Below are 22,219 nucleotides of genomic sequence, written 5' to 3' on the forward strand. Positions count from 1 at the left end.
GTGCCAAAGCGGCCTGAGTCGGTCGAGACGCTGGTCCTGGCGCTGGAGATCCTCCGCCGCATTCCGCGCGGCCGGAAGATCACCGCCAAAGAACTGCACCAGCAGTTGCAGGATGCTGGGATTGATCGTGATCTGCGGACCATCCAGCGTCAGCTTGAGATGCTGAGCGAGCACTTCGAGATCGAGCGCGACGAGCGGAGCAAGCCGTTCGGTTATCGCTGGCTCGATCGGGCCAAGGGCATGACCCTGCCGCACCTGACGCCGCAGGAGTCCTTGCTGCTGGGCCTGGCGGAAGATCACCTTCGGGCACTGTTGCCGGCAAAGCTGATGCGTTCGATGGAGGGTTTCTTCGAGCAAGCCCGCCGCAACTTGGCGAACGACGGCTCAGCGGCCCTGGAGCGCGAGTGGAAAGGCAAGGTCCGAGTCGTCGCAACGGGTCAGCCAAGAGTTCCGGCACAGGTCGCGCCCGCGGTGTTCGACGCAGTGAGCGAGGCGCTCTATGTGAATCGCTGGCTGTCGCTCGACTACCGGAACGCATCAGGGAAGGAATCGACCGTCGACGTGATGCCGCTGGGCTTGGCGCAGCAGGGGCCGATCCTCTACCTCGTCTGCCGATACCGTGGCTACGACAACGAGCGGAGCCTGGCGATGCATCGGATTCAGGGCGCCCGAATGACGACGGACGGCTTCAAGCGCCCCGCCGGATTCGACCTCAGGAAGTATGACGAGGACGGCAGATTCGGCGTCCAGACCGGCAAGAGAATCCGGTTGACGTTTGACATCGCTGCCGATGAAGCCCTGTCGTTGATCGAGGCGCCGCTCTCCGTCGATCAGGAGGTGGTGGCCCTGCCGGATGGGGGCTATCGGATCTCGGCGACGGTGGTGGAAACACTGATGCTTGACCGGTGGTTGCGGGGGTATGGCGATGCAATCACAAACGTTCGGCGAGCACCGGTCGATTTAGTGCACATTGAGTCCGCATTGTGATTCTCGATAAGGCCGTCATTCGATGGCGGAACATCAAGGAAGAATTTCGTACATGAGCAAAATCAAGAAGGAAAACCTCGTTCAGCGAGATTGCAAGCCCTTTCTTTCCGTGCTCGGCGCCGCTGCCCGCCCGCTCTATCGAGGGATGAGCGAGCAGCATGATCACGTCACAGTGCTGGATGTTCGGAGGGATCGCCAACCGAAGAACATGCCGAGAACCATTCACGCTGCAGCAGACAGTTGGTTCAGTGAGAAGTTCGGCGTGCGGTATCGCGGTGCAGGTCTGTTCTGCACAGGTGATCGCGCACAAGCCGCTGAGCATGGCTATGTCTACAAGATCTTTCCGATCGGCGGGTTTCAGTTCTGCTGGTCGCCAGGGGTGCGCGACTTGTCCGAGTGGGCTAAGCGGGAAGGTCGTTTGCAGCTGCCGCCGGCAGACTTCGTCGCAGCTTTGGACTCGCTCGACTACCGAGAAGAAGGGCTTGCCGAGGCGTTGGCTTCCGGGTGCGAGGTGATGGTCGCCTGCCGTAGTTACTACGCTGTCCCTGACTATTGGCCGGAGCCCAATCGCCTGCGTTGACTGGAAGTAGCCAGTCGGCATAGGAGCCGATCTGTAAAGAAGTCGGTCACTGCCTAATGCAGTTCCGGTTTCGTGCTCTCTATACCGCACCCCACCGCACCAAGCAGTTGGATTTCAAGGGGTTCCATGCCGTGTGTCGTCTACGGCAAAAGAAGTGACGGCCTTACGCCAACAGCAGGAGTGTTTATGCCACTTACGACGGACGGTATCGCAATCCAGATTTTGTCTAGCCTGATGGCTAGGGCTAAGCATCCGAGCGATTGCACAGTCAATGATTGCAAAGTTTCGGTAAACCACCTGATTCGGAAGTTCTCCGAGCCTGCGAGTAGGGCCGGCCATGCTGTCGTGTATCGATCCAAGGCGGTCGAAAATGGACAGACTGGCGACACCGTCCTCGATCATGCTGTTCCTGTGATCATTTTGGTCGAGAAGCTTCTCTCTTGGCCGGAGGCGGATTTGCAGATCAATCGCACCAATATTGATCGGCTCGTCGAGTTCCTGAATGCATCTCTAGTTCTCGTTGAGGTCACGAGGGAAGAGGATCGGACATTGTCGAACAGAGGGCTTCAGCGCGAGATGCCAGCCAGTTGGGCGCAGGCGGGAACGAGCGTGTATCAGAATCCGCTTGCGCGATACATTGAATGCGGCATCGATGTTGCGGATTCCCGTGTCGGCTAGCGCTGCTTCGTCACGCCCTCGCTTAGTTCAGGTTTTCTTGGCCACGAGTAAGCGCCACGTTGTGGCGCTTGCTCGCTTGGGGCTCATCAATCGCAAGGATGGGAGCATCTAGGCGTTCCCGGCGGGGGCTTTTCTCGATGGACGATCTGCGGAGTCAGGGGTCCTGGCAAAGCGTCGACCCATTCGTTTCGTCCCTAAGGGGGCGGGTCAGCGTTTCTACCGGAGGCGTGAAACTGCTTTGCGCGTCAGCGAGTCGGGAACGGGCCGGAGGGCGCCGTACCTCAATTCGCCCACTGGCGAAATGCAAGCGGATGTCGCAGGGTATCTGCTCTTTCACCCAGTCGCCCCTGTGCCAGGCGTCGTGCTCGTCTCGTCGGCGCTACAGGCTGTCGTCGAGAACGGCATGAGCGATGCCGTGCTCACCGATCGTTTGCTTCCGACGTAAGGCCGGCCCTCAGCCTTGGCGCTACTCAATATCGGGCGGGTGGCCGGGCGATGCACTTGTGTTCGTCGCTGCCGCTAACGGCACGTGACCGACGCTGAATGAACTCCCTGCAGCGATCAGCTTTCAGCCGACGCGGGAAACTCCTAAAGTCAGTGAAACCCGAAAGGAATCGACAGACGATGGCCACCAAACCTCTTGACCGGTTGATGTTCGCCCAGGGCGGCAAGTGCTTCTTCTGCGCTAGGGTGCTACCCAAGTCTGAAGCCAGCATTGAACACTTGGTGCCGTCGTCGAGAGGCGGGGCCAACTCAGACGACAACTGCGTGGCCTGCTGCAAGAGCATCAATGCCCTACTCGGCAGCATGAGCCTCAAGGAGAAACTGCGTGTTGTGCTGAACCAACGGGGCGATTTCATTTGCCCGAATGCCCAAGCGATGGATAGCGATTCAAAGGATGAGGCGCCGACTACGCCGACCGCAAAAAAATCAGACTCCGCCCCCAAGGCGCCCACGCCGCCCAAGGCAAAACCCGATAACTACACCATCGTGCTGAACGACCTAAAGAAACGCGCCGCGTCCCGACCGCGCAAGGTCGAGACCCTGAAGAGCACGATCCGAGCGACGATCAAGAGTGCCAAGTCGACCATCACCGAGGCCCAGTTGGATACGCTGATCAAGCATCTGGCTGTGAATGGAAAGGTTGTGATCGACGGTGAGAAGGTGAACTACAGCCTCTGACGCGGTTGCTCGCGATGATGTGCTAAGCGAGTGCCATCTACTGAAGATGATCGCGGACTCCGATTGGGTTGATAAGCGCGAAAATGTCGACCAAACCGATTGGTCCGCTTGAGGGGCGCGTTAGGGCGCGCACTTGCCAGATCCCTTAAGCGCCTCGTATGCATAGGCAGAGGCATGGTTTGGCAATCCGCGTTCGCTACGCCAAAAAAGGTACTCGCGCGCGGTTTTTGCATGCTTTTCCGTATTGCATTGCTCACATGCGTACACGAGGTTGGATGCGTCGTTTGTTCCGCCGCGCGCCAACGGAACCATGTGATCCACGTGGCCCCCAAGGAATAGCGGCGCCAAGCAGTAAGCGCATTGATCCTTTTGCCGTTGCCTCAGGCCAGCGAGTTCCGCCGCGCTGGCTTTCGGTCCCGCGGCAACCGTGCGCGCCTGGCGCTCAGCCCGCCGGTCAGCAACTTGATCTGGGTTTAGCGCGTCGTGCGCTGCGGTGTGGGCTGCCATACACCGGCGGCATTTGCGGCGAAAGCCGCCAGATGGGGTGTTCCCGAAGAACTGCCGGTTGACAGGAAGTTCCCGTCTGCAGCCTGTGCATGTTTGGGTTGCTGCCATCTCACTTTGCGCCCTAGCGTTGGAACTGAAAGGTCACTTCGATCGATAAGCGATTGATTGGTCAGCTTGAGCGAGTAGCTTGGCTCTGGGTCAGAGCCCTAGGCGCCGCCGGATCGAATCGTGCTCGAGTCGAGAAAACGCCATTGACGCGTTGACCAAAAATGCGCAACCCATGATCACGCACAGCATTAGGCCTGATGATCGCAATCCTGCGTCGCCAACACCGAGCATAACTGCAGCGATGAAGCAACTAGCTTGCAGGAAGAAGATCGACGCGAGCGAACTTTCGTTTCCGCTCTGAACATCCTTCTGCGCCATGTAAGACCATGGGGCTGTTGCGACGAGATACGCAATCAGCATCATCGGCACAAGAGAGCCGGAGTCAGAGAGCTTTCGGAAGTATGCGAAAGCTCCGAATGCCCAAACGATCATTACGGAATGGGTCCAGAGCAGGCCAGCCAGCATCAACGGATAGGAGGCAATTCTTGACGCTCCTCCTTTGTCGTACATCATCAATGCTGGCCCAGAGGCCAGAAGTCCTGGAAGCAAGGCAAGCCCGCAGAAAAATGCTCCGCCGATCAACAGGACTAGTGCCGTACCTAGCGCACTCCATTGGCCTAGAACCAACAACCAGACGACACCGACAAGCCCTCCGATGAAGTTCATCGCAATGAGGGGAATCATCAACACATTGAACAGTGCACCCACTGGCCTTCTCCTTTTGCCATTGGAATCAATGCTTTGAGGAACTTTCTACAGCGGCAGTTGTCCAAAAAAGAGCCGCGAATACCAGCGGCCGCATAGGAGGACTAGCCCCATGCGCAACCAATTCCACAGGAGAAAACCACGGATGATCAAGCATTGCATCAAATGCCGACCTGATTTCAGAAAAATTGACGAAGTCGCTCCCACAGACGGCGAGCGGTGCATGGTCGTGTTCAGAACTGCGAACGGCGACTACTGCGCATGCTCCGCAACATGGGACGTCGATGTGTTCAACGATCGAAGCGAATCTCGAGTGTCAGATTTCGCGACGTGGACCCCCTGCTGCTGGCGGAGCCTAATGACCGGAGTACGGTAACTTGCAGCCATTCAGCCGGTGAATCCGGTGATCCGCTGCCGAGTAGGTTAGGTGCTGAAGGGTCGCTATTGGTCTATTGGCGGCTTCTCAACTGCCATCGGCAAGCAGCCGCTTTGCTGCCCCAAGCGGGACGGCGTCGGGCACCTCTAAAGTAGTAGCCTGCCGCGACTCGGATCCACCCCGATCACCGCCTCCATGCCCACGCGGAAGTCCAGCACATCCGCCTCGATACCATCGCTGAAGATCACCCCGTTCTCGGGCATCAGGGAGCGGATTCGCAACGGATCATCGGCCTGTACCTGCCCGAACACCATCTCCGCCTGACTCCACTTGCTCGGAAAGGGTTCGCGCACGCTGAACACTAGTCGCGGATCCGAGGCCGGAAAGCCGTGCTCGCGAAGCTGCTTGGCTTCCTTGGCCACTTTCCCGCTCACGCCCATGGCGCCGGTCAGCACGCTGCGTAGCCAGCCGGTTGAGCCGAGGCCCGTCGACACAATGACGCCGCTGGACGAATGCCGTTCGCTCCGCCCTTCGTGGTAGATCTCGTAGCGGGCGGACACGTGCGAGCGGACGCCGATGAAGACGTCGTTGACCGCGCGAAGCACCTGGCCGTCGCTGGTCTGCACCCGGGCCATGGTCACTTCGCGGTGCTTGCGGCGGTCGACCACCACCTCGCGAATGATCTTCGGCAGGTCGTCGGCGGTGAAGGGCAGCAGCACGCCGTCCCAGCGGGTCGGGTCGGGATTGATGGCCAGCAAGGGCTGGCCGTCGAGGTACTTCAGGGTGTTGGCCACGAGGCCGTCCTGCCCCAGCACCACGACGAGGCAGCCCGGGGGGAACAGGAAGTTCGGCAGGAACCCGCGGTCCAAGCGCTGCAGGCGCCCGTGTCGCTCCAGCACATCGGCCACCGAGGCCAAGGCATGGGCGTACGTCCGGTCCTCGGCGAGGAAGTCCGAGAAGTCCAAGCCGAGATGTTCGGCTTGGAACTTTGCCTGCTCGACCGTGTTGTAGCGGACCACCATGTCCTGGAGACGCGTCTTCCGCGTCACCAGGACGATTTTGCGGTCGTTGGTGTCCACGGCCTCAGGCCTTCTTCGAGGCCAACTGGCGGAGCAGGTCCGGCGAGAAGTTGAACTCGCCAATCTTGGCCGCGTTGTCGGCCAGGTTTTGGAAGCCCAGCGCCATCATCGCCTCGGGGCTAGCGTTGGCCATGGTCAGGGCCTGCAGGGTGCGCGGGTCGATGCCCTGCAGCGCGTCGGCCATAGTGCGAATGCCGTAGGCGCGAGTCTCGGCCTCGCGGCGTTCGTTCTCACCTTCCAGCGCGACCAGCTCTGCGTTTTGTTGTTCTAGCTTCACCTTGCCGGCCATCTCCTGCGCCTGCACCTGCTGACGCTTTTCCAGCAGGGCGCGTTCGGACTCGATGCGGTTCTCCTGCACCTCGCGCTTCTTCTGCTCGACCGACAGCTCGCTGCGCAGCTCGTTCTCCTTGACGATCCGCTCCTGCTCGATCGCCGCGTTCCGGCGTCCGTAGGTGGCGTCGTCGGCTTCCTTCAGGATGGTCTCGCGCACCGGCGCCTCGAGAGCGCGTGCAGTTTCGGGAGTCGGCTTCACCGCGAGGATGCTCAGGTCGATGATCTGCAGACCGAGCTCGCGGATGGCTGGGGCGCTGGCGAGGCGCTGACGGGCGGAATTGGCGAGTTGCTCGGTGGCCTGCAGCAGGCCCTTCAAGTCGAGTTCCTGCAGCATGCCGCGGAACTGCGCCTTCACCGCATTGAGCACCCGCAGCGGCAGTTTCTCCGGCTCGTCGGAGGCGTAGTTGCCGTTGGGCAGCAGCGCGTAGTTCATCTGCTGCGAGATCAGCTTCGGATCACTGATGCGGAAGCTCACTTGGCCCTGAAGGGTCACGGACTGAAAGTCCCGGGTGATCTCCTCGAACATGAAGGGCACCTCATTGACCGTCGTCGGCACGCTGACGAGGGTCGAGCGAGGGGCGAAGTAGAAGAAGGCGAGGCCAGCGCCTTCGCGCACGACCTGGCCGTCACGGACTTGCATCAGGTAATCGCTGGGGGCGGACTTGATGTAGCGGAAACCGAACATGGGAACTCCTTGGGCGCGAGGCGCCGGGCTGGGGGGCGGAACGTGTTGGAATGATGGCATTGCTGGCGGGTAGTCAAGGCGGCCTTACCCGGCCGGGTACTTCCGGAGCAGCGCTGAGAGCTGGTCGTCGAGGTCCTCGTGGCGGCCTTCGAGGATCAGATGGCCGGCGGTCTTGGTCCCGCCGTCGAAGTGCGCACTAGAGATCCACGCGATGGATTGCTCCTCCTTCCACGCCATCGCCGTGAAGAAGGCCTGCAAGCTCGGATGCAGGTGGAGGCACGTCGTGTAGAGGCGGCCGATGCGGCGCCGGAGCGCGATCTCGGCGCGTTCGACGGACTCGATCTGTTCCTCGAGGTCCTCAATCGTCGCTTCGCCGTCGATGTCGAGTCCCGCCGGCTCATCGGTGTCGCCCTCGATGCCGTCATCGCGGTCCTCGGAGGGCCAGTTCAGTCGCGTGTGGTGCGTCAGCGACGAACCGGGGCAAGTGTCCTGCCAGTTCCCGCAGTCGCGCGGGTGCTCGAACATCCCGCCGGCATCGCGGAGCAAGGGCAGGGTGGCGGCATGTGCCACGTCCTCGACGGTCGGGAAGTGGCGGGCGATCGCCGTTGCCATCCGCCGGTACGGCATCGGGACGCGGCGGTCGCCATTGAGCGCGACGAGCAAGCCACCGGCCCAGAGGACGGCGCGGCTTCGTTCGAGGGGGATGGTCATTCGGAGTCTCCTTTCATATGAGCGCGGGGGGCGCCTTTCGCCAGCGGGATGCGCAGGTTCTTGAAAAGCCGTCGCACTGCTCGCGACGCGGCCATCCGCTGCGGCGCGTCGGGCGGACACACCGGGTGCCGAGGCCGTTTGGTCCGTCTCGGGAGTCGCCCCAGGCCGCCCCGGATCAGGCCGGGGTGCCGGGGCCGAGCGATCCTGAGGGCGTCCAACAGTTGCTGAGCGAGCTTCATGAAACGCATTACGGCCTCCCACTTTCTTTGGGGATCAGCTCAGGCTCCAAGAGCGGAAGCCCTCGGGAATCCGGCGCAAAAGACGCGGGGTCGTGGACGCCGTCAGGGCGGGGCAAGTGCCCGCCCTGACGACCGGGATCACGCGTTGCTGGCGCAGGCACCGCTGCCGAAATCCAGGAACCGCTGAAAGGCGGCCCCATCCCGACCGCGCTGGTTCGGGATGAATTTCGAGTACCGGCTGAAAAGCATCTGCGTCGAGGTGTGCCCCAGCAGTTTGGCGACGTACTCCGGGGGTTCGCCAGCGGAAAGCAGCATGCAGGCGAAGGTATGGCGGCAGTTGTACGGGCGGCGCTTGGCCAGCCCCAACGACGCGAGCGTCGGGTTCCAGATGCGATTCGTGAAGTTCTTCGCATCCATCGGACCGCCCGCTTTCATGCGGAATACATGCTCATCCTCGCTCTTCGCCTGCTCCTTCATCTCACGGAGCGTCTCTGCGACCGGCCCGAAGAACGGGATGTCGCGGATGGACGACGTGGTCTTGGCGCCTGCGGTCACCAGCCCGGCGCTGTACACCTGACGCACTTGAATCAACTTCCGTTCGAAATCGACGTTGCGCCAGATCAGGCCGTCGATCTCGCCAGTACGCATGCCACTGAAGATGCGAACGATGACGTAGGGGCGGAACTCGGTGGGCGTGGCGTCGATGACTTGCATCGCCTCTCCGATCGAGAGCGGCAGGACCTCGGGAGGAATCTGTTTCAGCTTCTTCACGGTCGAGAGCGGCGACGTGAAGCCGTAGCGGGCGCCCGCTTCGGCCAGGATCTGGCCAAAGATCACGAGGATCTTGTTGATCCTGGCGGCGGACATCTTGCGGCCCCGGTGGCCGGGCTTCTCTCGGAGTCGCGCGCGGAAGTCCAGGACGTCCTCGCGGCCGATGGTGCCGACCTCCCAATGGCCGAAGCTCGGGAGGAGGTGCGCGTCGTAGATCTGCTGGACGCCGTCGCTATGGCCAGGGCGCCACTCCACGCCAAAGTCACGGGTGAAGACTTCATAGAATGCGCTGAGGGTGGGCGTCGGTCGGCGATTGGGGTCCAACTCCCGCTGGATATCCCGCGACAACTTGTTCGGCGGGGTGGTCAGGGTGGGGCTGGTCTTGCCGCGGCCGCTGCGGCGCTTCTTCGGATGCTTCGGGTGCGTCACTGCTTTCTCCTTGCGTGGGGGCTCCCACGGATCCAGTTGAGCTGCTGGCCGACTCTTTCGAAGTTGGCGTAGATTCCGTGGCGGGGGAAAAGGGGTCTCCGTCGCGCATCGGTTCGATGCACGTGTTTCTGTACGTAGGCTTGCGTTGTCCACTTCTCGCTCGTCGCGAGAAGACACCGGGACAATCGCTGGAGGTCAACGCAGGTCTAGGGCGGACCGCGCGGGGATGGGCGACGAGTGTGTCGCCGATCGCCGGCTGGTGTTCTGCGCGTGGAGTTCACGGGCGTTCCGTTGAATTGATTAACGGAACCAGCCTAGCGACTCGGAGAACCCACTTAGGACGATAGAAGGTCGATTTGGAGCGGTTTGACGCAGGCGCACTGGGTGCTGTGCTCAGAAACCTGTGCTGTCGAGGTAGTCGAAGGCTGCATCGAGCGTGAGCCAAGAATGTCGACGCATCGCGTCAAGCACGTACGGCATGTTGAACCGCCGACGTCGAGCGTCGGCGGAGTCATCCGGTTTGTCGTGGGCCATCGGCAGGTCGGTGCGACCCGTCATCGCCATCAGAAGTTCGTCCACCGTCCTTTGTGGACTTTTTGGCGCTCCTTCAGGTCGATCGTCCGGCGGCGTTCGGCCGGAGAGAGCGTCTCGTACCCGTTGCAGAACGACGCCCGTCAGCGCTTCGTCCGGTTCGGTGGGCGGTTGGTTCGCCATTCGCCGCAGATCATCGATCTCGACCTTGCCGTGTTCACGATTCAGCGAAAGGGTCGCCAGGCGCTTTCCCGTCACCGCATCCCTGAAGCCGAAGAGGTAGGTCTCGCCAGCGGCGCACCTGACGTGGAAAGTGTCGACGCAATTCCGAAGTGCAATGGCCTCTTCCGTCAGCGCCACCGGGTCGGTGAGCGGCATCACCCGGATGCCCGCCCACGTGAACGACTCGATCGGGCTGCGCCAACGGACTTCCATGGACAGCGCCTTGGCCCGACGCAGTCGCTCGTCTTCGGTGGCGGCGGCGAGGACGGCGGGCCAGGTGGTCTTCCGTCCGGCGGGAACAGGCCCACCGTAATTCGCCGACCAGCGCACGACCCGGGTCCAGTCGCCTTCAATGAAGGCTTTTCGTGCCGATGGGCTCTGTGCGGCCGACCATTTCTCCAGTGCGCCGCGGAGCACCGCTGGTCGGCACGGCCACACCATGGGCGGGATCAGCCGATCATCCCCGGGCTCCACCGACGTTCGCGCCAAGGCGTCCCAGAGCGGCCAGGGCATTCGCGTCTTGAGCGGAAGCCCTACATGGACGCGTGCCCAGTCGGCCATGAAGTCCAGTAGCTTGTGCGCACCAGCGATGTTGTTCCGGTGCCAGTGTTCCCAGATCGGTCGCGGCCGGGCGGCCCGGAGCCGCTGCCAGCCCTCTGCCCCGACGCCGCGTCTTTGGAGTTCGGCTCGGAGGTACTGAAGGGGTGGTTGCTTGGCTTTGGACCATTCATGCCGGGTCACCCACGCCAAGGGCGTCAGCACCGGTTCGAGCCGCTCGACCTCCAGAAGGGCCGGCAGCAGATCCCGGAAGCTGTCGTACATCGACGTGTTCAAGCCGCCATCCCGGCGCTTTGAGCCGGCGATCCGACGCGCCATCCGTAGGACTTCAGTGTCCAGCTTCATGGCCTCCAGCGCCTTGCGCTCGATGGCTCTGACGTCGATCAACCGGTGCAGGTAGCGATCCACGACGCGCTCGGCCCACGCCGTCGCTGCTTGGGCGCGGACGTCGTAAGCCGTGCTTCCCCACCCGGCAGCCTGCATCTGTCGACTGGTCTCCGCGACCCATTCGCGACGATCGCCCGCCAGCAGCGTCTCAACGACGCCCCAGGTGCGCAGCGGCGCGTCGATCGGCACATTCCCCCCGAGCATCCGGTGTCCGCCAAAGAATCGTGCGGCCCCTTCCACGACCCGTCCCTCGTCCTTGACCTGGTACTCCAAGGTCCCGAGCACCGTGACCACCCGAATCCTTCGGTAGTGCCGGACACGAATACCGCGGTTGAGCCAGGGCTCGACGATCGCCCACAGGCGCAGGGCCGCTTCCCGAGCGCATTGCGCAAGGCCGGGGCTGCCGAGTTGGAGGGGCAGATCCTGCCGCTCGATCCAATCCCCGAACGATGCCAGCCGCTGGCTCGGCGCTTTGCGAGTTCGAAGGGCCAGAACATCCCAGCGGTCCTCCCGGAGGAGCGGATTCCGGCCGGCGGTCATGGCGCCACCTCGACCGCCTTCGAACGGAGCAGGGCGCTGACGTGTGCATTGAATCGGACGAGCAACGCTTTGGGGTCGGGCGCATAGACGTTCCAGCCCGACCAACTCAGGCCCGGGGCCGTCGCGACTTCCGTGTGCTTGTAGTGGGTCTCCGGCTCGTTCATCGCCCACTCTTCGATCCAGCTCGTCGCCATCCGCCGGGCATCGAACTCGCACCAGGCATCGTCGAAAGCCTCGCCGGCCTCCCACCGCAGGCCGTCGTCTTCGTCGTCGATCAGGTCGAACAGTTCGTCCTTCGGGATCTTCGCCAGCTCGGCATGGATCGATGTCCATTCCGACGGCCATTGCGGCGGTGCCGGCTTTCCGGCCAGGAGCAGTTCTGCGATGGCATCCTTCAGTTCCTGCTCGAGGTCCGTGTCGACGCCTTCGAACCGTCCGCCGATGATCCCGTCTCCCGAGTCGGCATACATGACGAAGTGCTCATCGCACCACTCCTCGCGGCAAACCATGCAGGTCTCAGGACGCTCATCGTCCAGAACCATTGGATCGCTCTCGAAGATGTCCGAGTACGCCTGCGCCCATTCCTTCGCCCAGAACTTCAGCGGCTCGGGGGGCAGGGCACTCAACAGCCCTCGGAGTTCATCGACTTCCCAGCCGCCCTCGCCATCGGCTTGGAGGGACAGCGTCCAGCCGCGACTCTCGTCGCCGACTTCGAGGTGGAAGATCCGATTGATCCCCGACATGCAATGGGGCGCGTAATCGCCGACGCAGTGACGCATTCGCAAGCCTTCGCGCCACAGGGCGACACCATCGCCCAGTGCGGTGACCTGGATGCCCGCGAACTCGCAGCTCGTCATGCCGGTCTCCCAGCATTGGCTTTGGGCCGTGAGCGAGCGCTCCTTGGCTGCTTCTGCTGCCCGGGCGCGGGTGAGCAGGGTTGACCAATTGGCTCGCGCGGCTCCTTTGCCCAAGTGGGTTCGCCACGCCGCGACCACCGGCAGTTCCTCGTCGACGAATGTCGAAAAAGTGCTAGCCGACAGTCGGCGCAGACCCTCGCGAAGCACCCGGACGGCGAGTGCTGGCGTCAGTTCCCAGCGGGCGACGGTCAGGTGCCAGGTCGGCCCAGAGATGGTCGACAGTCGGAACTGTGCGACCCAGTCAGCCACAGGCCCATCGAAGGGTAGGGGTTCGCCATGCAAGGACACGAGGCGAAGATGGCTCATGACCGATTCAGATCCAGACGACTCAAACAACTGTCGGGCATCGGGCAGCCGGTACTGGACCAGATCGCGCCAGACGACTCGGCTGACGCCGAGTTTCGAGAGCGCCTGTCGCAGTGCGCGCACCGGGCGCTCGGTCTTGGTCGAGGCCAGGACCTTTCCGGTTGCGAAGCCGAGCGCGGAAAGCGCCGGATCGACGGCATGAAGCTCGGACAGCAGACGCCAGTGGCGATCGTCCTTGGCGAGACTTAGGAAGCGGCGCGGTTCGCCGCGATGCAGGGGAGCCGCAACCGCCCAGAGCGCCTCGGCGGCGTCATCCGGCAAGGGTAGGGCGGGGCGGACGGACGCGATCAATGCGCCCGGAACGAGCGAGGACACCATGGATATCTCCTTTCATCCGGAAAGTGACCGTCGGCTGTGGTGCAACCGACGCTTTACCAGCACTTGTGAATCGCCCTGGAAGTGATCTTTAAACCGGCGATGCGTCGAACCCGACGCGGGGTTCTCTCAGTTGAGGTCAGCCTCATCGACCCATGTGTTCTGGCGTGTTCTGATCCTGAGCGAGGCCGATTCATCGCGGTCGATCCAGACGTAGCCGGCTTGCTCGAAGACACGTGCCCATCGATTGGCCTCGCTCAACGGCACGCCAGCGATCAGCAGGCTGGTCTCTGACCAACTGCCGTCGGGGCTTTGGCCAACCGCTTCCACGAAAGGGAACGGCCCATTCCGGACCATGCTCAGGAGGTCAGCATGTCGGATGGCGTTCACCTTCGACGACAGCGGCTTCGACATCGGGTTCCACGCGCTTAGGAAGATCGCGGAGTGCAAACCGAGTCCAGCAAGCCACGCCGAAACCGTCGGCGCCTTTTGGCCCACTTCGATGAGCACTTCCCCCGAAGGAAGGGCGGCGACGTAGTGGGTTGCTCGATACGCCGCACGCAGGACGGGATCGATGTCTGTCGCATGCCGATCTTGGAAGACGCTGCGCGCGATGCTCTTGGCATAGTCGACCCCCGAGAACGTCGCCGACTCAAAGGTATCCAGGTTGTAGATGACGGTGGTTTCGCCGAAGGAATTGAAGCGCGACATCAGGTCGGCAACCGAGATCGCGTCGGGAGCCAGACTGTCGAGGCTTTCCCGGATGCTCTCCTTGGCGGCTTGCAGCGCTTGTTCCTTGCTTTCGAAGACGCCGAGATCGGTTGACTCCTCTTCCCCGGGGGCGCCGAACAGCTCAACGGCCTTGACCTGCCACTGGTCGCTCATTCGAGCGGCTCCCGCTTCGAGTCACCAGCCAGCGTGTGTAGGGTGGAGACGACGCGATCGAATTCCCGCGCCAGCTCATGGAAGCGCGGACCTCCCTCGAGCGAACGCTCCAGCAGCACGCGAGCCAGGGATTCGTAGTAGCGCAGGGTCCCCTCCTTTCCCGCCTTGAAGCGACCGAAGACCGCCAGTCCCGCGTCGCCTTGTACATCGGCCACGATGGCTCGGGCGTTGTGCAGCTTGTCGCACGTGGAAACGAGCAGGGATGCGATCGGCTTCTTCTCGAGGCTGGCGATGTAGGCCAGCTTTCGATTCCGCCAGTCGGCGTACTTGGCCTCCGGCGTGTCCAGCTTCGTTTTGGTCTCGGAGGTGCCGTCCGTGCAGTCCTTAACGATGGCCGCGACAGCGTCTCCGAACTGAGCGCGAATGGTTGCCTCATGTTCGGCGCCGCAGTCCTCAAGCACGTCATGCAGCAGCCCGGCGATGGCCTGATCCTCGGTGCCGCCGTACTCAAGCACGATGCTCGAGACGCCAAGCAGGTGGTAGACGTAGGGAATGCGGGTTCCCTTGCGGTATTGCGGGGCATGGGCCACACGGGCGTACTCGACAGCTTGGCTGTAGCGCTGGGTCAGAACGGTCATGGTCGAACTCCTTCTCACGTGCCGCTGGCGCCCGCGGCGGGGCCCCGATCGTCGTCCGGTCGGCAGGATTCGCGTGGTGCTTTGGCACTGGGCCAAGTTCACTCCGGCGATGGTGGCGGGACCCGCCCCACCCGATGCTCGGAGGAAGCGACGCTTTACCAGTGATTTGTATCCCGCCCTGGAAGTTGTCCCTTAAACCGGCGGTGTGGCGGCTTCCCAACCACATGTAAATCTTATCATCGCGATGAAGCGATATGCAAGCCGTCAGGGCCATTCTGCCCTCGCCAAAGAGCGGATCCGGAAGCGAGCGTGGTCTGCCATGGACGACAGCCCAATCCCCCGCTCATGCCCGGCCGTGTAGAGCGTCACATGGGGCAAGGTTTCTGCCAGACCCATGCCTGCAGCCTCGGCCAATCGCTGGCGGAATGCGTTGAGCGCCAGGCAGTGCAGATGGCGGATGACAGAGAAGCGCGTGGGCTCGGAGGCCCGTTCTTCACGCAGCAACTCAAACTCATCCAGAAGGCCGATCTCCCACTGCTCGCCATCGAAAGCGTTCTGCCATTCGGCTTCCGGGAGGTGGCCCGCGAGCAGCTCAGCTTCGCGGGTCGACAGTAGGGTCAGATGGACCTCGGCCTTTCGACTTAACGTGATCTCGGGAAGCGACAAGGTGGCAGGGTGGCTTTTCAGGTCGATATGCAGCGGGAGGATCACTGAGCCTGTCGTGCTTCGGCCTGGCCACTTCATTGGCCGCCCGACGATTCCTTTTGGCACTTTAATCTCCATAGCCGGTCTCGAATTCGGCACTGTGCATCAGCACGAAGTAGACCGAGTCCGGTAGGCCATCCAGCCAGTCGCTGATTCGCTTCGCTTCCTCAGGCCGGTCGGGCAAACAGCGCTTTGCTTGCCAGACCGCCATGGGGGCGACGAAATCCCGGAAGATGTTGTCTTGCGACACATCCACGTCGTGCAGCTTCTCCACCTTGTCGATTTTCAGATAAACGTTGGACAGAGTGCTGTGAATGGCGTACTCGCCGTTCCGTAACGTGATGGCAAGCAGGGTTCGATCGAAGGGCATTCCGATGTCCTTTCATCATCCGGTCGGCGCCTGTCGCCGGCCTTACGGTGCAATTAGACGCCAAGGGCATCTCACGCATCGAGACGAGGGCTGCTTGCGGGTAGATGACCCACCACTTCGGCTTGGAGGATGTGTCAAGCGATGTGGGTCTCGGCAGAGTCCGCGCGAGGCCATGCTTGATCGAAGCTCACCGCTTGGGCTCCTACCAGCCCATCAGAGCGGACAGCCGCTGCTCCACGAGGCTGGAGTGGGAGCTGAGCAACTGGCACCGGCGGTCCCAAGGTTCGGACCGATCACTGGCTCGGTCGATCGCTTCCTTCAGTGGCAACAGGTCCGGCGTGGTCGACCAATCGTGCGCGTTGGACCACGCCACGAGCTCGGCCAGATACCCCCTGGCTTCGCCAGTCCATGTGCAGGCGACCGCGTCGAAGATGCGGTCGATCCGAATGAGCAGCGCATAGGTCTCGCGCACGTTCATGGGGCGCCCTCTCCGTCGTCAGTTGTCTTCGTGTGCCACGCCAGAACGCCGTTCTTCTGGAGCCAAGCGATCAGCATCGACGGCGTGTTCAAGGTCTCGCTCCCGACGCGCTGCCCATCCGCTTTCACCAGACCCCATGAGGGGAATTGCCGAAGGCCGTACGACGCCATCTCATCGCGGAGTTCGGACTCGGCATCTTCGGGATAGCCCCGGTCAGGGCCGGGGTGGGGCCAGAACGCCAAGCTCAGTTCGGGCTCACTGCGGACGCCGAAGTAGGCATCCAGAATCTCAGCGTCCTGATCATGGAAGTCCCCTTGAGTGAACAGGGTCAGTTGCGGCAAAGCGTTCGACATGGCGATCTCCGTGGTCATAGAAGCCAGTCGCGTCCACCAAGAAACGCTTCTTGCGCAGTGTTCTCAATGGCGCCTGGTCTGACCGACCGGACCTTGGCCATCAGGGATTCGATCGATGCATCGGGCTCTTCCATGGCCAGCAGCATCGTTGCGACGGTTCCCGCCCGGCCCAAGCCGCCCTTGCAGTGGATAAGGAGCCGCCCACCCGTGCGCAGCCGCCGACGAAGCGCCTCTTCCTCGCTCGTCCAACGATGGAGTAAGCGGTGATCGGGCGGATCGCCATCAAGGATCGGCCAGTGGTGCCAGCGCCATCCCCGCGCCGCAATCGCCGCCCCGAGATTCGGGACGCATAACTCCTCCAGCTCCCAAGGCTCCACGAGGGTCATCACCTCGTTGCAGCCCCAATCGGCCATCACGTCCAGATCCATAGCGAGATCCCGATCCCATACCCCGTTCAATGCGTTCGACTGGCGCTTGCCAGGACAGAAAGTCAGGCCGATCTTGCCGCTGCCAAAGGGCAGCGTGTCGATGCGAAGGGGGTGCGATTGGCTCGTCTTCCTCAAAAGCGTCATGTGTGATCCGAATGGTTGCCCTTGCGCATTGGAATTGGCTTGTTGGTGATCACGAAGAGAGCGCTGTGCATCGCGGCCAAGGGGTGTCGTCGCTCGGGGGGCCGTCGAGCTCTTGCTCGTCTTCTTCCGTCAAGGACACCCGCTCTCGTCGCGTGCCATCACCGTTGAGGGAGGCCTCGCCGCGGGGCTGATGCAAGTCCCAGCGATAGCCAGCAGCCGGAAGCGTGTAGACGCACGTGCCTGTGGGCTGAACGGGGACCTCGATCTCCAGATCTTCTGCACCGTCAAAGAGCCACAAGAGCGACCATGGATTGAGGACATCGAGGTAATTCCTCGAGTCATCGGTTGGCACGGCTCGCAGGGTCTGCCAATTTCCGCCCGGGCGTCGCGCGTAGAGGTAGCAGCCTTGCATTGGGCAGCGCGGCCTTGAAGCTTTTCCGGTCATCCCGATTTGCACTACCAACCCGCCGTTCTCGTAGAGTTGATTGAAAACGGTCAGCGACGTCGCGTTGCTGCCCTCGCCATTCCAACCCTCAAGGGCGGTAAGCATCGCCGTTCGGTACGCCATGCCGTCACTTGGGGGGGCATCTTCGACGTACCACCAGCGACTGGGCGGCGGAGTCTCGCTCTCGGCGTCGGTGTGGCAACCAATGACTGCGGCTGCCAAAACGCTGACAGAGAACACGCGGAAGAGCCGCCAGACGTCGGACCGATCTCCGTTTAATTCGATGCTCATTCGTCGCGCTCTTTCACGCGTGAGCGCCATCGCGCGGTGAGCGGATCCAGCACGTCGCGCCCTCGGAGGCCCTCTCGCCATTCGACTGGGATGCCTTCCAACCCGTAAAGCACCCCTGCCGCAGCCCCCGCAACGGCCGCCGTGGTGTCGGTGTCATGCCCGAAGGCGATGGCGCGGCGGATGCAGCTGGCGTAGTCGCGGGTTTCCTCGACGGCAATCCGAGCCGACCACAGGGTGTCGACGACATAGCCGCTGCCGCTGGCCTTGGCGCGCCACGCTGGATCCAGGACGAACTCGATCTCCTCGTACGGCAGCCCCACGTCATCGGCGAAGACGGGGTTTCGCATGATGTCTTCGGCCATCGCCCACGACCGCTCAGAGCCCCATTGGTGCAGGGCACCGACCCAGAGGCAGTACGCCGCGCAGGCGACATGCGAGCGCGGATGCCCGTGGGTGACCTTGGCCTGCTGGGCGGCCGCATGGGCAAGGTGGTGCGGCGAGCGCCACGAGTGCATCAGAAGAGGGAAGACCCGCATCAGCGCGCCGTTGCCGTTGTCCTGCTCCGTGGACGGTCCGGCTTGCTCCGGTGCCACGCCGGCCATCAGGCGATTGATCGCGGTGGCGGTCTGGCGGCCGACATCAAACACTGAGCGGTTCACGGCGAAGCGGCCCTCGTGAAGCCACGCCTTGATGTTCCCGGCGAAGTGCTTGAGGTCGACCCCGCCGGTGCTCACCAGGGTGTCGAGCAGGGCCAGCGCCTGGGCACCGTCATCGCTCCACGTCCCCGGCGGCACGCCGGCATGGGCGCGCGGAAAGCCCCGCGGCGGGACCAGGTCGATGGCCTCCAACGGCGGCAGGGCGTGCGGCGGGTGGAATTCGTAGGGCACGCCAACGGCGTCGCCGACCAACAGCCCCCACAGGCCGGCCTCGGCCAGTTCCGGTGGCAGTTCCTCCGGCGACAGCGGGCCAATACTCATTTCGCCTAAGACCGGCGCATCGAGAAAGCCCAGCGCCACGCACTTGCCCTGACGCCCGAAGGCCATAGCCTGCTCTTCGGTGTCGGCCCAGTGCACGGCGGATTGGCATTGGCCACAGAAGCGGACGCTCTCATCGCGACCGACGCGCTCCAGCGTGTCCCAGCGCATCGGGCACTCGTAGCGCAGCCGGCAGCCGCCGATCGGGGCGGTACTCATTCGGGGGCTCCGTGGGTCGGGGGCGCCGGGCGACGATCCTCAGGCAGGCCGGGCCAGAACCCAAGCAACTTGGCGGACTCCGGCGCGGGGACGATGCAGAGGTGGATGGCTTTCAGCTGTTCGCCGACCACGTCCGCATAGACGAGGCACTGCGGCACCGGCGGCGTGCCCTGCCAGAGGACCGCGCATTCGACGTGCCCATAGCCCGGGCGGTGCGCGAGGTCGGCCATGGGCATGAGCCCGGCATTTCGCATGGTCTCGAACTTGGCCGCCATGAATTCCAGATAGGCGTCCTTCCCGACCATATCGGTCAGGACGTTCTGGGAGGTGTAGGTGAAGTCCGGCGCCAGCAGGGGCGCGAGCGCGGACGGATCCCCCGTGTTGATCATGGTCGCGTAGGCCATCAGGGCCTCGCGCGTGGTCAGGGCCGGGGTCGCACTGGCGGTGTCACTCACGGTTGCCTCCTTGGCGGTGTGTCGCGACGGTCCCATGCTTCGGTCTCATGGGTTGCGAGGTCAATATCGTTCCGGGCCGTGCGGCCCTCCAGTAAAGTCGGGCCATGGACGCCGTGACCCTGAAAGCCAAGCTGGCTGCCCTGCCCCCGGAGATCCCGGAGGACTTCCGAGTCCGCTGCCATCGCGCCATCAGTTGGCTGCGACGGGCGGAGCAGGAAGACGACGCGGATGCCCGGTTCATTTTTCTCTGGATCAGCTTCAACGCCGCCTACGCTTGGGAATTCGGCCACGAGCAGTCGGAACGCGACCTGCTCCGCCGATTCTTCGAGCGCATCCTGGTGCTCGATGCCGACAAGCGCCTTCACGCCCTGCTGTTCAAGAACTTCACGGGCTGCGTCCGGACGCTGATCGACAACCCCTACCTCTTCGATCCGTTCTGGCGGGCCCTGCGCGACCACGACAGCAGTGGACGTTGGGAAGAGCAGTTCCAGGCCGCCAAGCGCGTTGCCACGGCGGCTGTGATGTCCGGCGAGACGGCGACCGTGGCAGGCATCGTGGTCGACCGGCTGTACGTCCTCCGCAACCAGCTCGTCCATGGCGGCGCCACTCACGGCAGCAAGGTCAACCGTCAGCAGGTCAAGGACAGCGTGGCCTTGCTGGGGCAACTCGTCCCGCTGGTGATCGACCTGATGCTGGCGTCCGATGGCAGCGGGTTCGGCCATATCGCTTATCCCGTGGTCGGACCGATCTAGACCTCGCTCCACCCAAGGGTGCCCACCGCACCGCCAGCCCTCCGTGGCCGTTCGGTGCGATGGACATCGAACGGATCAGGGCCCCACGTTCATCACGAAGCGGGTTTCCGTGCCCTGGACGCGAAGCACCACATCGACGGACTGGGTGCCACCGTTGCGCTGGCGCGGCAGTTCCATCTCGACGAACGCGGCGTGGGACTCGCCGGGCTGGACGGTATGCGTCCGCAGCGCGCCTTCGATCGCTTGCTCGCCCATCTGCTTTTCGGCTTCGAGCCGGTCGAACAGGCGGGCGTTCTCGGCGTTCGCCCGTTGCTGGGCCGCCGCCGCCGCGGCGCCGTTGTAGGCGGTGCCGGAATACGTGGTTGTGGCGTTCGCCTTCGCGTAGCCGCCCGATCCGTACGCCGTGGCCGAGGTGTAGGCCGTGCCCTGGTAGCTCGAGTACCCGGCATTGGACGCCGCCATGCTGTTGCCGGCCGCCGCGATCCCTGCGCCGATGGCCGCCCAGGTCTGGCGGGTCTTCTCTTCCTTCATCAATGCCGTGTGGGCCAGTACCTCCAACGCGCCAGCAGCGGACTCGGCGGTGACCGCATCTTCGTGGATCGTTACCGGCCGGCTCGTCCGATTGGAGACGCGGACGATCAGCACGGACCGACTGCGGTCCTTCGGCTGGGCGCAAAGCGACGTCAGGATGAATCCGTCACTCGTGTCGGCTCCGCCCTGCACGCACCCCATGCCTTGGGAGTAGCTCAATTCCTGGCCGTCACTGGCCTGCAGAGAGACGGGGGTGGGGATGGACGCACATCCCGAGAACAGCACCAGCGCGGTAGCGCCGAGACCAACCTTTCGCATAGCGGACTCCATGTCGACGATGAGGAACGGGGAGCGAATGGTTCGACACCCGCGTCTCACCGATAGAGACAGGAGAAGGCCACATTTATATGTGGGGAACCGCGTCCCGACGTGTCGCAGACGATGAGATTTCTTGGCGAAATGCTGCGCCTCCACCCAAGCGAGGAGCAGTGCCATGACGGATCAGAGCCACATCACGGTCATCCTTGACCGCACCGGTTCGATGGACAGCATCCGCGACGATGTCATCGGCGGCTTCAATGCTTTCCTCGCCGAGCAGCAGTCCGCGTCCACGTCGACGACGTTCACACTGGTGCAGTTCGACTCCCAAGACCCCTACGAGGTCCTACATGCGGCGAAGCCGATCAGCGACGTCACGCCACTGACGCGGGAGCAGTACGTACCGCGTGCCTCAACGCCGCTTTATGACGCGATGGGGCGCGGCATCCTCGATCTCGAGTCCCAGATTGCCAAGCAGCCCGAAGGCGAGCGGCCCTCCAAGATTGTCTTCGTCGTGGTCACCGACGGCGCTGAGAACGCCAGTCAGGAGTTTGATCGCGCGGCGATCACGAAGCTGGTCGACGCCAAGAAGGCGGCCGGCTGGGACTTCGTCTTCCTGAGCGCGGACATGGAGGCCTTCCACGACGCAGGCGCGGTCGGCATCGACTACAGCTCACGGCTGGCATTCCAGAAATCCAAGCGGGGTAATGACGCCGCTTGGGCGGCCGCTTCGTCCAAAGTGCGCGCGCGGATGATGGGCGCGGTGGACAGGGTTGAGTTTGATGACGGGGACCGCGCGTCTAGCTCAGACTGAGCGTGCGAAGTGCATGGGCCGCTGGTCGCCCAGTTGGCTGTTCTCGAAGGTATTGCTTGGCCATGAAAAAACGCACTGAGAAGTCGACTCTTCAGGCCAGGCTCTACATGAGCCACGTGAACTACCACGCTACCGGCGAGGGTGTCAGGTCTTGTCTCGCGATAGCAGAAAGTGGCGATAAGGCGGACGGATTTCTCAAAGACAGACTCCCCG

25 protein-coding genes are annotated in these 22,219 nt (G+C 63.1%); 6 read left to right on the plus strand and 19 right to left on the minus strand.

Translation table 11 applies throughout. The features are described 5' to 3' along the window. The 4 genes from ACYVAK_RS12285 (at position 1) to ACYVAK_RS12300 (ending at position 3,427) form a co-directional block, all read left to right on the plus strand. Positions 1 to 987 carry a helix-turn-helix transcriptional regulator gene (locus tag ACYVAK_RS12285; RefSeq protein ID WP_461061374.1) on the plus strand — a complete coding sequence of 329 codons (987 nt, stop codon included), beginning with the start codon at positions 1 to 3 and terminating at the stop codon, positions 985 to 987. Between the two features lie 52 nt (positions 988 to 1,039). Beyond that, positions 1,040 to 1,567, plus strand: coding sequence for a hypothetical protein (locus ACYVAK_RS12290; protein WP_461061376.1), 528 nt, complete (start codon positions 1,040 to 1,042; stop codon positions 1,565 to 1,567). Between the two features lie 345 nt (positions 1,568 to 1,912). Continuing rightward, the gene (locus ACYVAK_RS12295; protein WP_461061378.1) at positions 1,913 to 2,245 is read left to right on the plus strand and encodes a hypothetical protein; all 333 of its coding nucleotides are present in this window, start codon (positions 1,913 to 1,915) and stop codon (positions 2,243 to 2,245) included. Between the two features lie 624 nt (positions 2,246 to 2,869). Next, the gene (locus ACYVAK_RS12300; protein ID WP_461061380.1) at positions 2,870 to 3,427 is read left to right on the plus strand and encodes an HNH endonuclease; all 558 of its coding nucleotides are present in this window, start codon (positions 2,870 to 2,872) and stop codon (positions 3,425 to 3,427) included. Between the two features lie 120 nt (positions 3,428 to 3,547). Here ACYVAK_RS12300 and ACYVAK_RS12305 read toward each other — a convergent pair whose 3' ends face one another. The 18 genes from ACYVAK_RS12305 to ACYVAK_RS12390 form a co-directional block, all read right to left on the minus strand. Then, positions 3,548 to 4,042, minus strand: a complete 495-nt coding sequence (locus ACYVAK_RS12305; RefSeq protein ID WP_461061382.1) for an HNH endonuclease — start codon at positions 4,040 to 4,042, stop codon at positions 3,548 to 3,550. 90 nt (positions 4,043 to 4,132) lie between these two features. Continuing rightward, complete coding sequence (locus ACYVAK_RS12310; RefSeq protein ID WP_461061384.1) at positions 4,133 to 4,750, minus strand: hypothetical protein; 618 nt, start codon at positions 4,748 to 4,750, stop codon at positions 4,133 to 4,135. Between the two features lie 519 nt (positions 4,751 to 5,269). Continuing rightward, complete coding sequence (locus tag ACYVAK_RS12315) at positions 5,270 to 6,202, minus strand: diacylglycerol kinase catalytic domain-containing protein (RefSeq protein ID WP_461061386.1); 933 nt, start codon at positions 6,200 to 6,202, stop codon at positions 5,270 to 5,272. Positions 6,203 to 6,206: 4 nt separating this feature from the next. Next, positions 6,207 to 7,220 (minus strand): SPFH domain-containing protein, encoded by a 1,014-nt coding sequence (locus ACYVAK_RS12320; protein WP_461061388.1) that lies wholly within the window; start codon positions 7,218 to 7,220, stop codon positions 6,207 to 6,209. A gap of 84 nt (positions 7,221 to 7,304) precedes the next feature. Beyond that, on the minus strand, positions 7,305 to 7,931 hold the full coding sequence (locus tag ACYVAK_RS12325) for a BPSL0761 family protein (protein WP_461061390.1): 627 nt from the start codon (positions 7,929 to 7,931) through the stop codon (positions 7,305 to 7,307). Positions 7,932 to 8,308: 377 nt separating this feature from the next. Further along, on the minus strand, positions 8,309 to 9,370 hold the full coding sequence (locus ACYVAK_RS12330; protein ID WP_461061392.1) for a tyrosine-type recombinase/integrase: 1,062 nt from the start codon (positions 9,368 to 9,370) through the stop codon (positions 8,309 to 8,311). A gap of 393 nt (positions 9,371 to 9,763) precedes the next feature. Continuing rightward, complete coding sequence (locus ACYVAK_RS12335; protein ID WP_461061394.1) at positions 9,764 to 11,608, minus strand: hypothetical protein; 1,845 nt, start codon at positions 11,606 to 11,608, stop codon at positions 9,764 to 9,766. Beyond that, positions 11,605 to 13,209 carry a hypothetical protein gene (locus ACYVAK_RS12340; RefSeq protein WP_461061396.1) on the minus strand — a complete coding sequence of 535 codons (1,605 nt, stop codon included), beginning with the start codon at positions 13,207 to 13,209 and terminating at the stop codon, positions 11,605 to 11,607. The genes ACYVAK_RS12335 and ACYVAK_RS12340 overlap by 4 nt, the downstream gene beginning before the upstream one ends. A gap of 126 nt (positions 13,210 to 13,335) precedes the next feature. After that, positions 13,336 to 14,091, minus strand: a complete 756-nt coding sequence (locus tag ACYVAK_RS12345; RefSeq protein ID WP_461061398.1) for a DUF3293 domain-containing protein — start codon at positions 14,089 to 14,091, stop codon at positions 13,336 to 13,338. Then, positions 14,088 to 14,729 carry an HD domain-containing protein gene (locus ACYVAK_RS12350; RefSeq protein WP_461061400.1) on the minus strand — a complete coding sequence of 214 codons (642 nt, stop codon included), beginning with the start codon at positions 14,727 to 14,729 and terminating at the stop codon, positions 14,088 to 14,090. The genes ACYVAK_RS12345 and ACYVAK_RS12350 overlap by 4 nt, the downstream gene beginning before the upstream one ends. Before the next feature lie 264 nt (positions 14,730 to 14,993). Beyond that, entirely contained in the window at positions 14,994 to 15,440 is a 447-nt protein-coding gene (locus ACYVAK_RS12355; RefSeq protein WP_461061402.1) for a hypothetical protein, read from the minus strand. Positions 15,441 to 15,501: 61 nt separating this feature from the next. Next, on the minus strand, positions 15,502 to 15,804 hold the full coding sequence (locus ACYVAK_RS12360) for a hypothetical protein (RefSeq protein WP_461061404.1): 303 nt from the start codon (positions 15,802 to 15,804) through the stop codon (positions 15,502 to 15,504). 202 nt (positions 15,805 to 16,006) lie between these two features. Next, positions 16,007 to 16,282, minus strand: coding sequence for a hypothetical protein (locus ACYVAK_RS12365; RefSeq protein ID WP_461061406.1), 276 nt, complete (start codon positions 16,280 to 16,282; stop codon positions 16,007 to 16,009). Next, positions 16,279 to 16,653, minus strand: a complete 375-nt coding sequence (locus ACYVAK_RS12370) for a hypothetical protein (protein WP_461061408.1) — start codon at positions 16,651 to 16,653, stop codon at positions 16,279 to 16,281. Before ACYVAK_RS12370 ends, ACYVAK_RS12365 begins: the two co-directional genes overlap by 4 nt. Beyond that, positions 16,650 to 17,207 carry a phosphatase domain-containing protein gene (locus ACYVAK_RS12375; RefSeq protein WP_461061410.1) on the minus strand — a complete coding sequence of 186 codons (558 nt, stop codon included), beginning with the start codon at positions 17,205 to 17,207 and terminating at the stop codon, positions 16,650 to 16,652. The genes ACYVAK_RS12370 and ACYVAK_RS12375 overlap by 4 nt, the downstream gene beginning before the upstream one ends. Positions 17,208 to 17,256: 49 nt before the next feature. Next, positions 17,257 to 17,943, minus strand: coding sequence for a hypothetical protein (locus tag ACYVAK_RS12380; protein WP_461061411.1), 687 nt, complete (start codon positions 17,941 to 17,943; stop codon positions 17,257 to 17,259). Then, positions 17,940 to 19,136, minus strand: a complete 1,197-nt coding sequence (locus ACYVAK_RS12385; protein WP_461061412.1) for an ADP-ribosylglycohydrolase family protein — start codon at positions 19,134 to 19,136, stop codon at positions 17,940 to 17,942. Before ACYVAK_RS12385 ends, ACYVAK_RS12380 begins: the two co-directional genes overlap by 4 nt. Beyond that, a complete protein-coding gene (locus ACYVAK_RS12390) occupies positions 19,133 to 19,591 on the minus strand; it encodes a nuclear transport factor 2 family protein (protein WP_461061413.1) in 459 nt (152 codons plus the stop codon). The genes ACYVAK_RS12385 and ACYVAK_RS12390 overlap by 4 nt, the downstream gene beginning before the upstream one ends. A gap of 104 nt (positions 19,592 to 19,695) precedes the next feature. Here ACYVAK_RS12390 and ACYVAK_RS12395 point away from each other — a divergent pair, with 104 nt between their 5' ends. After that, positions 19,696 to 20,343, plus strand: a complete 648-nt coding sequence (locus ACYVAK_RS12395) for a hypothetical protein (protein WP_461061414.1) — start codon at positions 19,696 to 19,698, stop codon at positions 20,341 to 20,343. A 75-nt stretch (positions 20,344 to 20,418) separates the two neighbouring features. On the opposite strand, the gene ACYVAK_RS12400 is transcribed toward ACYVAK_RS12395, so the two are convergent. Next, positions 20,419 to 21,192 (minus strand): putative periplasmic lipoprotein, encoded by a 774-nt coding sequence (locus tag ACYVAK_RS12400; protein ID WP_461061415.1) that lies wholly within the window; start codon positions 21,190 to 21,192, stop codon positions 20,419 to 20,421. A gap of 175 nt (positions 21,193 to 21,367) precedes the next feature. Here ACYVAK_RS12400 and ACYVAK_RS12405 point away from each other — a divergent pair, with 175 nt between their 5' ends. Continuing rightward, positions 21,368 to 22,006 carry a hypothetical protein gene (locus ACYVAK_RS12405; protein ID WP_461061416.1) on the plus strand — a complete coding sequence of 213 codons (639 nt, stop codon included), beginning with the start codon at positions 21,368 to 21,370 and terminating at the stop codon, positions 22,004 to 22,006. Positions 22,007 to 22,219 lie beyond the last annotated feature (213 nt).

It is taken from the genome of Silanimonas algicola (genome assembly GCF_054777375.1).

Bases quoted from the DNA above. Each gene is read 5' to 3' on its own strand.
- ACYVAK_RS12400 (WP_461061415.1), bottom strand. From the start codon at position 21,192: ATGCGAAAGGTTGGTCTCGGCGCTACCGCGCTGGTGCTGTTCTCGGGA.
- ACYVAK_RS12365 (WP_461061406.1), bottom strand. From the start codon at position 16,282: ATGAACGTGCGCGAGACCTATGCGCTGCTCATTCGGATCGACCGCATC.
- ACYVAK_RS12320 (WP_461061388.1), bottom strand. From the start codon at position 7,220: ATGTTCGGTTTCCGCTACATCAAGTCCGCCCCCAGCGATTACCTGATG.
- ACYVAK_RS12375 (WP_461061410.1), bottom strand. From the start codon at position 17,207: ATGACGCTTTTGAGGAAGACGAGCCAATCGCACCCCCTTCGCATCGAC.
- ACYVAK_RS12345 (WP_461061398.1), bottom strand. From the start codon at position 14,091: ATGAGCGACCAGTGGCAGGTCAAGGCCGTTGAGCTGTTCGGCGCCCCC.
- ACYVAK_RS12300 (WP_461061380.1), top strand. From the start codon at position 2,870: ATGGCCACCAAACCTCTTGACCGGTTGATGTTCGCCCAGGGCGGCAAG.
- ACYVAK_RS12325 (WP_461061390.1), bottom strand. From the start codon at position 7,931: ATGACCATCCCCCTCGAACGAAGCCGCGCCGTCCTCTGGGCCGGTGGC.
- ACYVAK_RS12395 (WP_461061414.1), top strand. From the start codon at position 19,696: ATGGACGCCGTGACCCTGAAAGCCAAGCTGGCTGCCCTGCCCCCGGAG.
- ACYVAK_RS12360 (WP_461061404.1), bottom strand. From the start codon at position 15,804: ATGCCCTTCGATCGAACCCTGCTTGCCATCACGTTACGGAACGGCGAG.
- ACYVAK_RS12350 (WP_461061400.1), bottom strand. From the start codon at position 14,729: ATGACCGTTCTGACCCAGCGCTACAGCCAAGCTGTCGAGTACGCCCGT.
- ACYVAK_RS12305 (WP_461061382.1), bottom strand. From the start codon at position 4,042: ATGGCAGCAACCCAAACATGCACAGGCTGCAGACGGGAACTTCCTGTC.
- ACYVAK_RS12340 (WP_461061396.1), bottom strand. From the start codon at position 13,209: ATGGTGTCCTCGCTCGTTCCGGGCGCATTGATCGCGTCCGTCCGCCCC.
- ACYVAK_RS12380 (WP_461061411.1), bottom strand. From the start codon at position 17,943: ATGAGCATCGAATTAAACGGAGATCGGTCCGACGTCTGGCGGCTCTTC.
- ACYVAK_RS12290 (WP_461061376.1), top strand. From the start codon at position 1,040: ATGAGCAAAATCAAGAAGGAAAACCTCGTTCAGCGAGATTGCAAGCCC.
- ACYVAK_RS12370 (WP_461061408.1), bottom strand. From the start codon at position 16,653: ATGACCACGGAGATCGCCATGTCGAACGCTTTGCCGCAACTGACCCTG.
- ACYVAK_RS12385 (WP_461061412.1), bottom strand. From the start codon at position 19,136: ATGAGTACCGCCCCGATCGGCGGCTGCCGGCTGCGCTACGAGTGCCCG.
- ACYVAK_RS12335 (WP_461061394.1), bottom strand. From the start codon at position 11,608: ATGACCGCCGGCCGGAATCCGCTCCTCCGGGAGGACCGCTGGGATGTT.
- ACYVAK_RS12405 (WP_461061416.1), top strand. From the start codon at position 21,368: ATGACGGATCAGAGCCACATCACGGTCATCCTTGACCGCACCGGTTCG.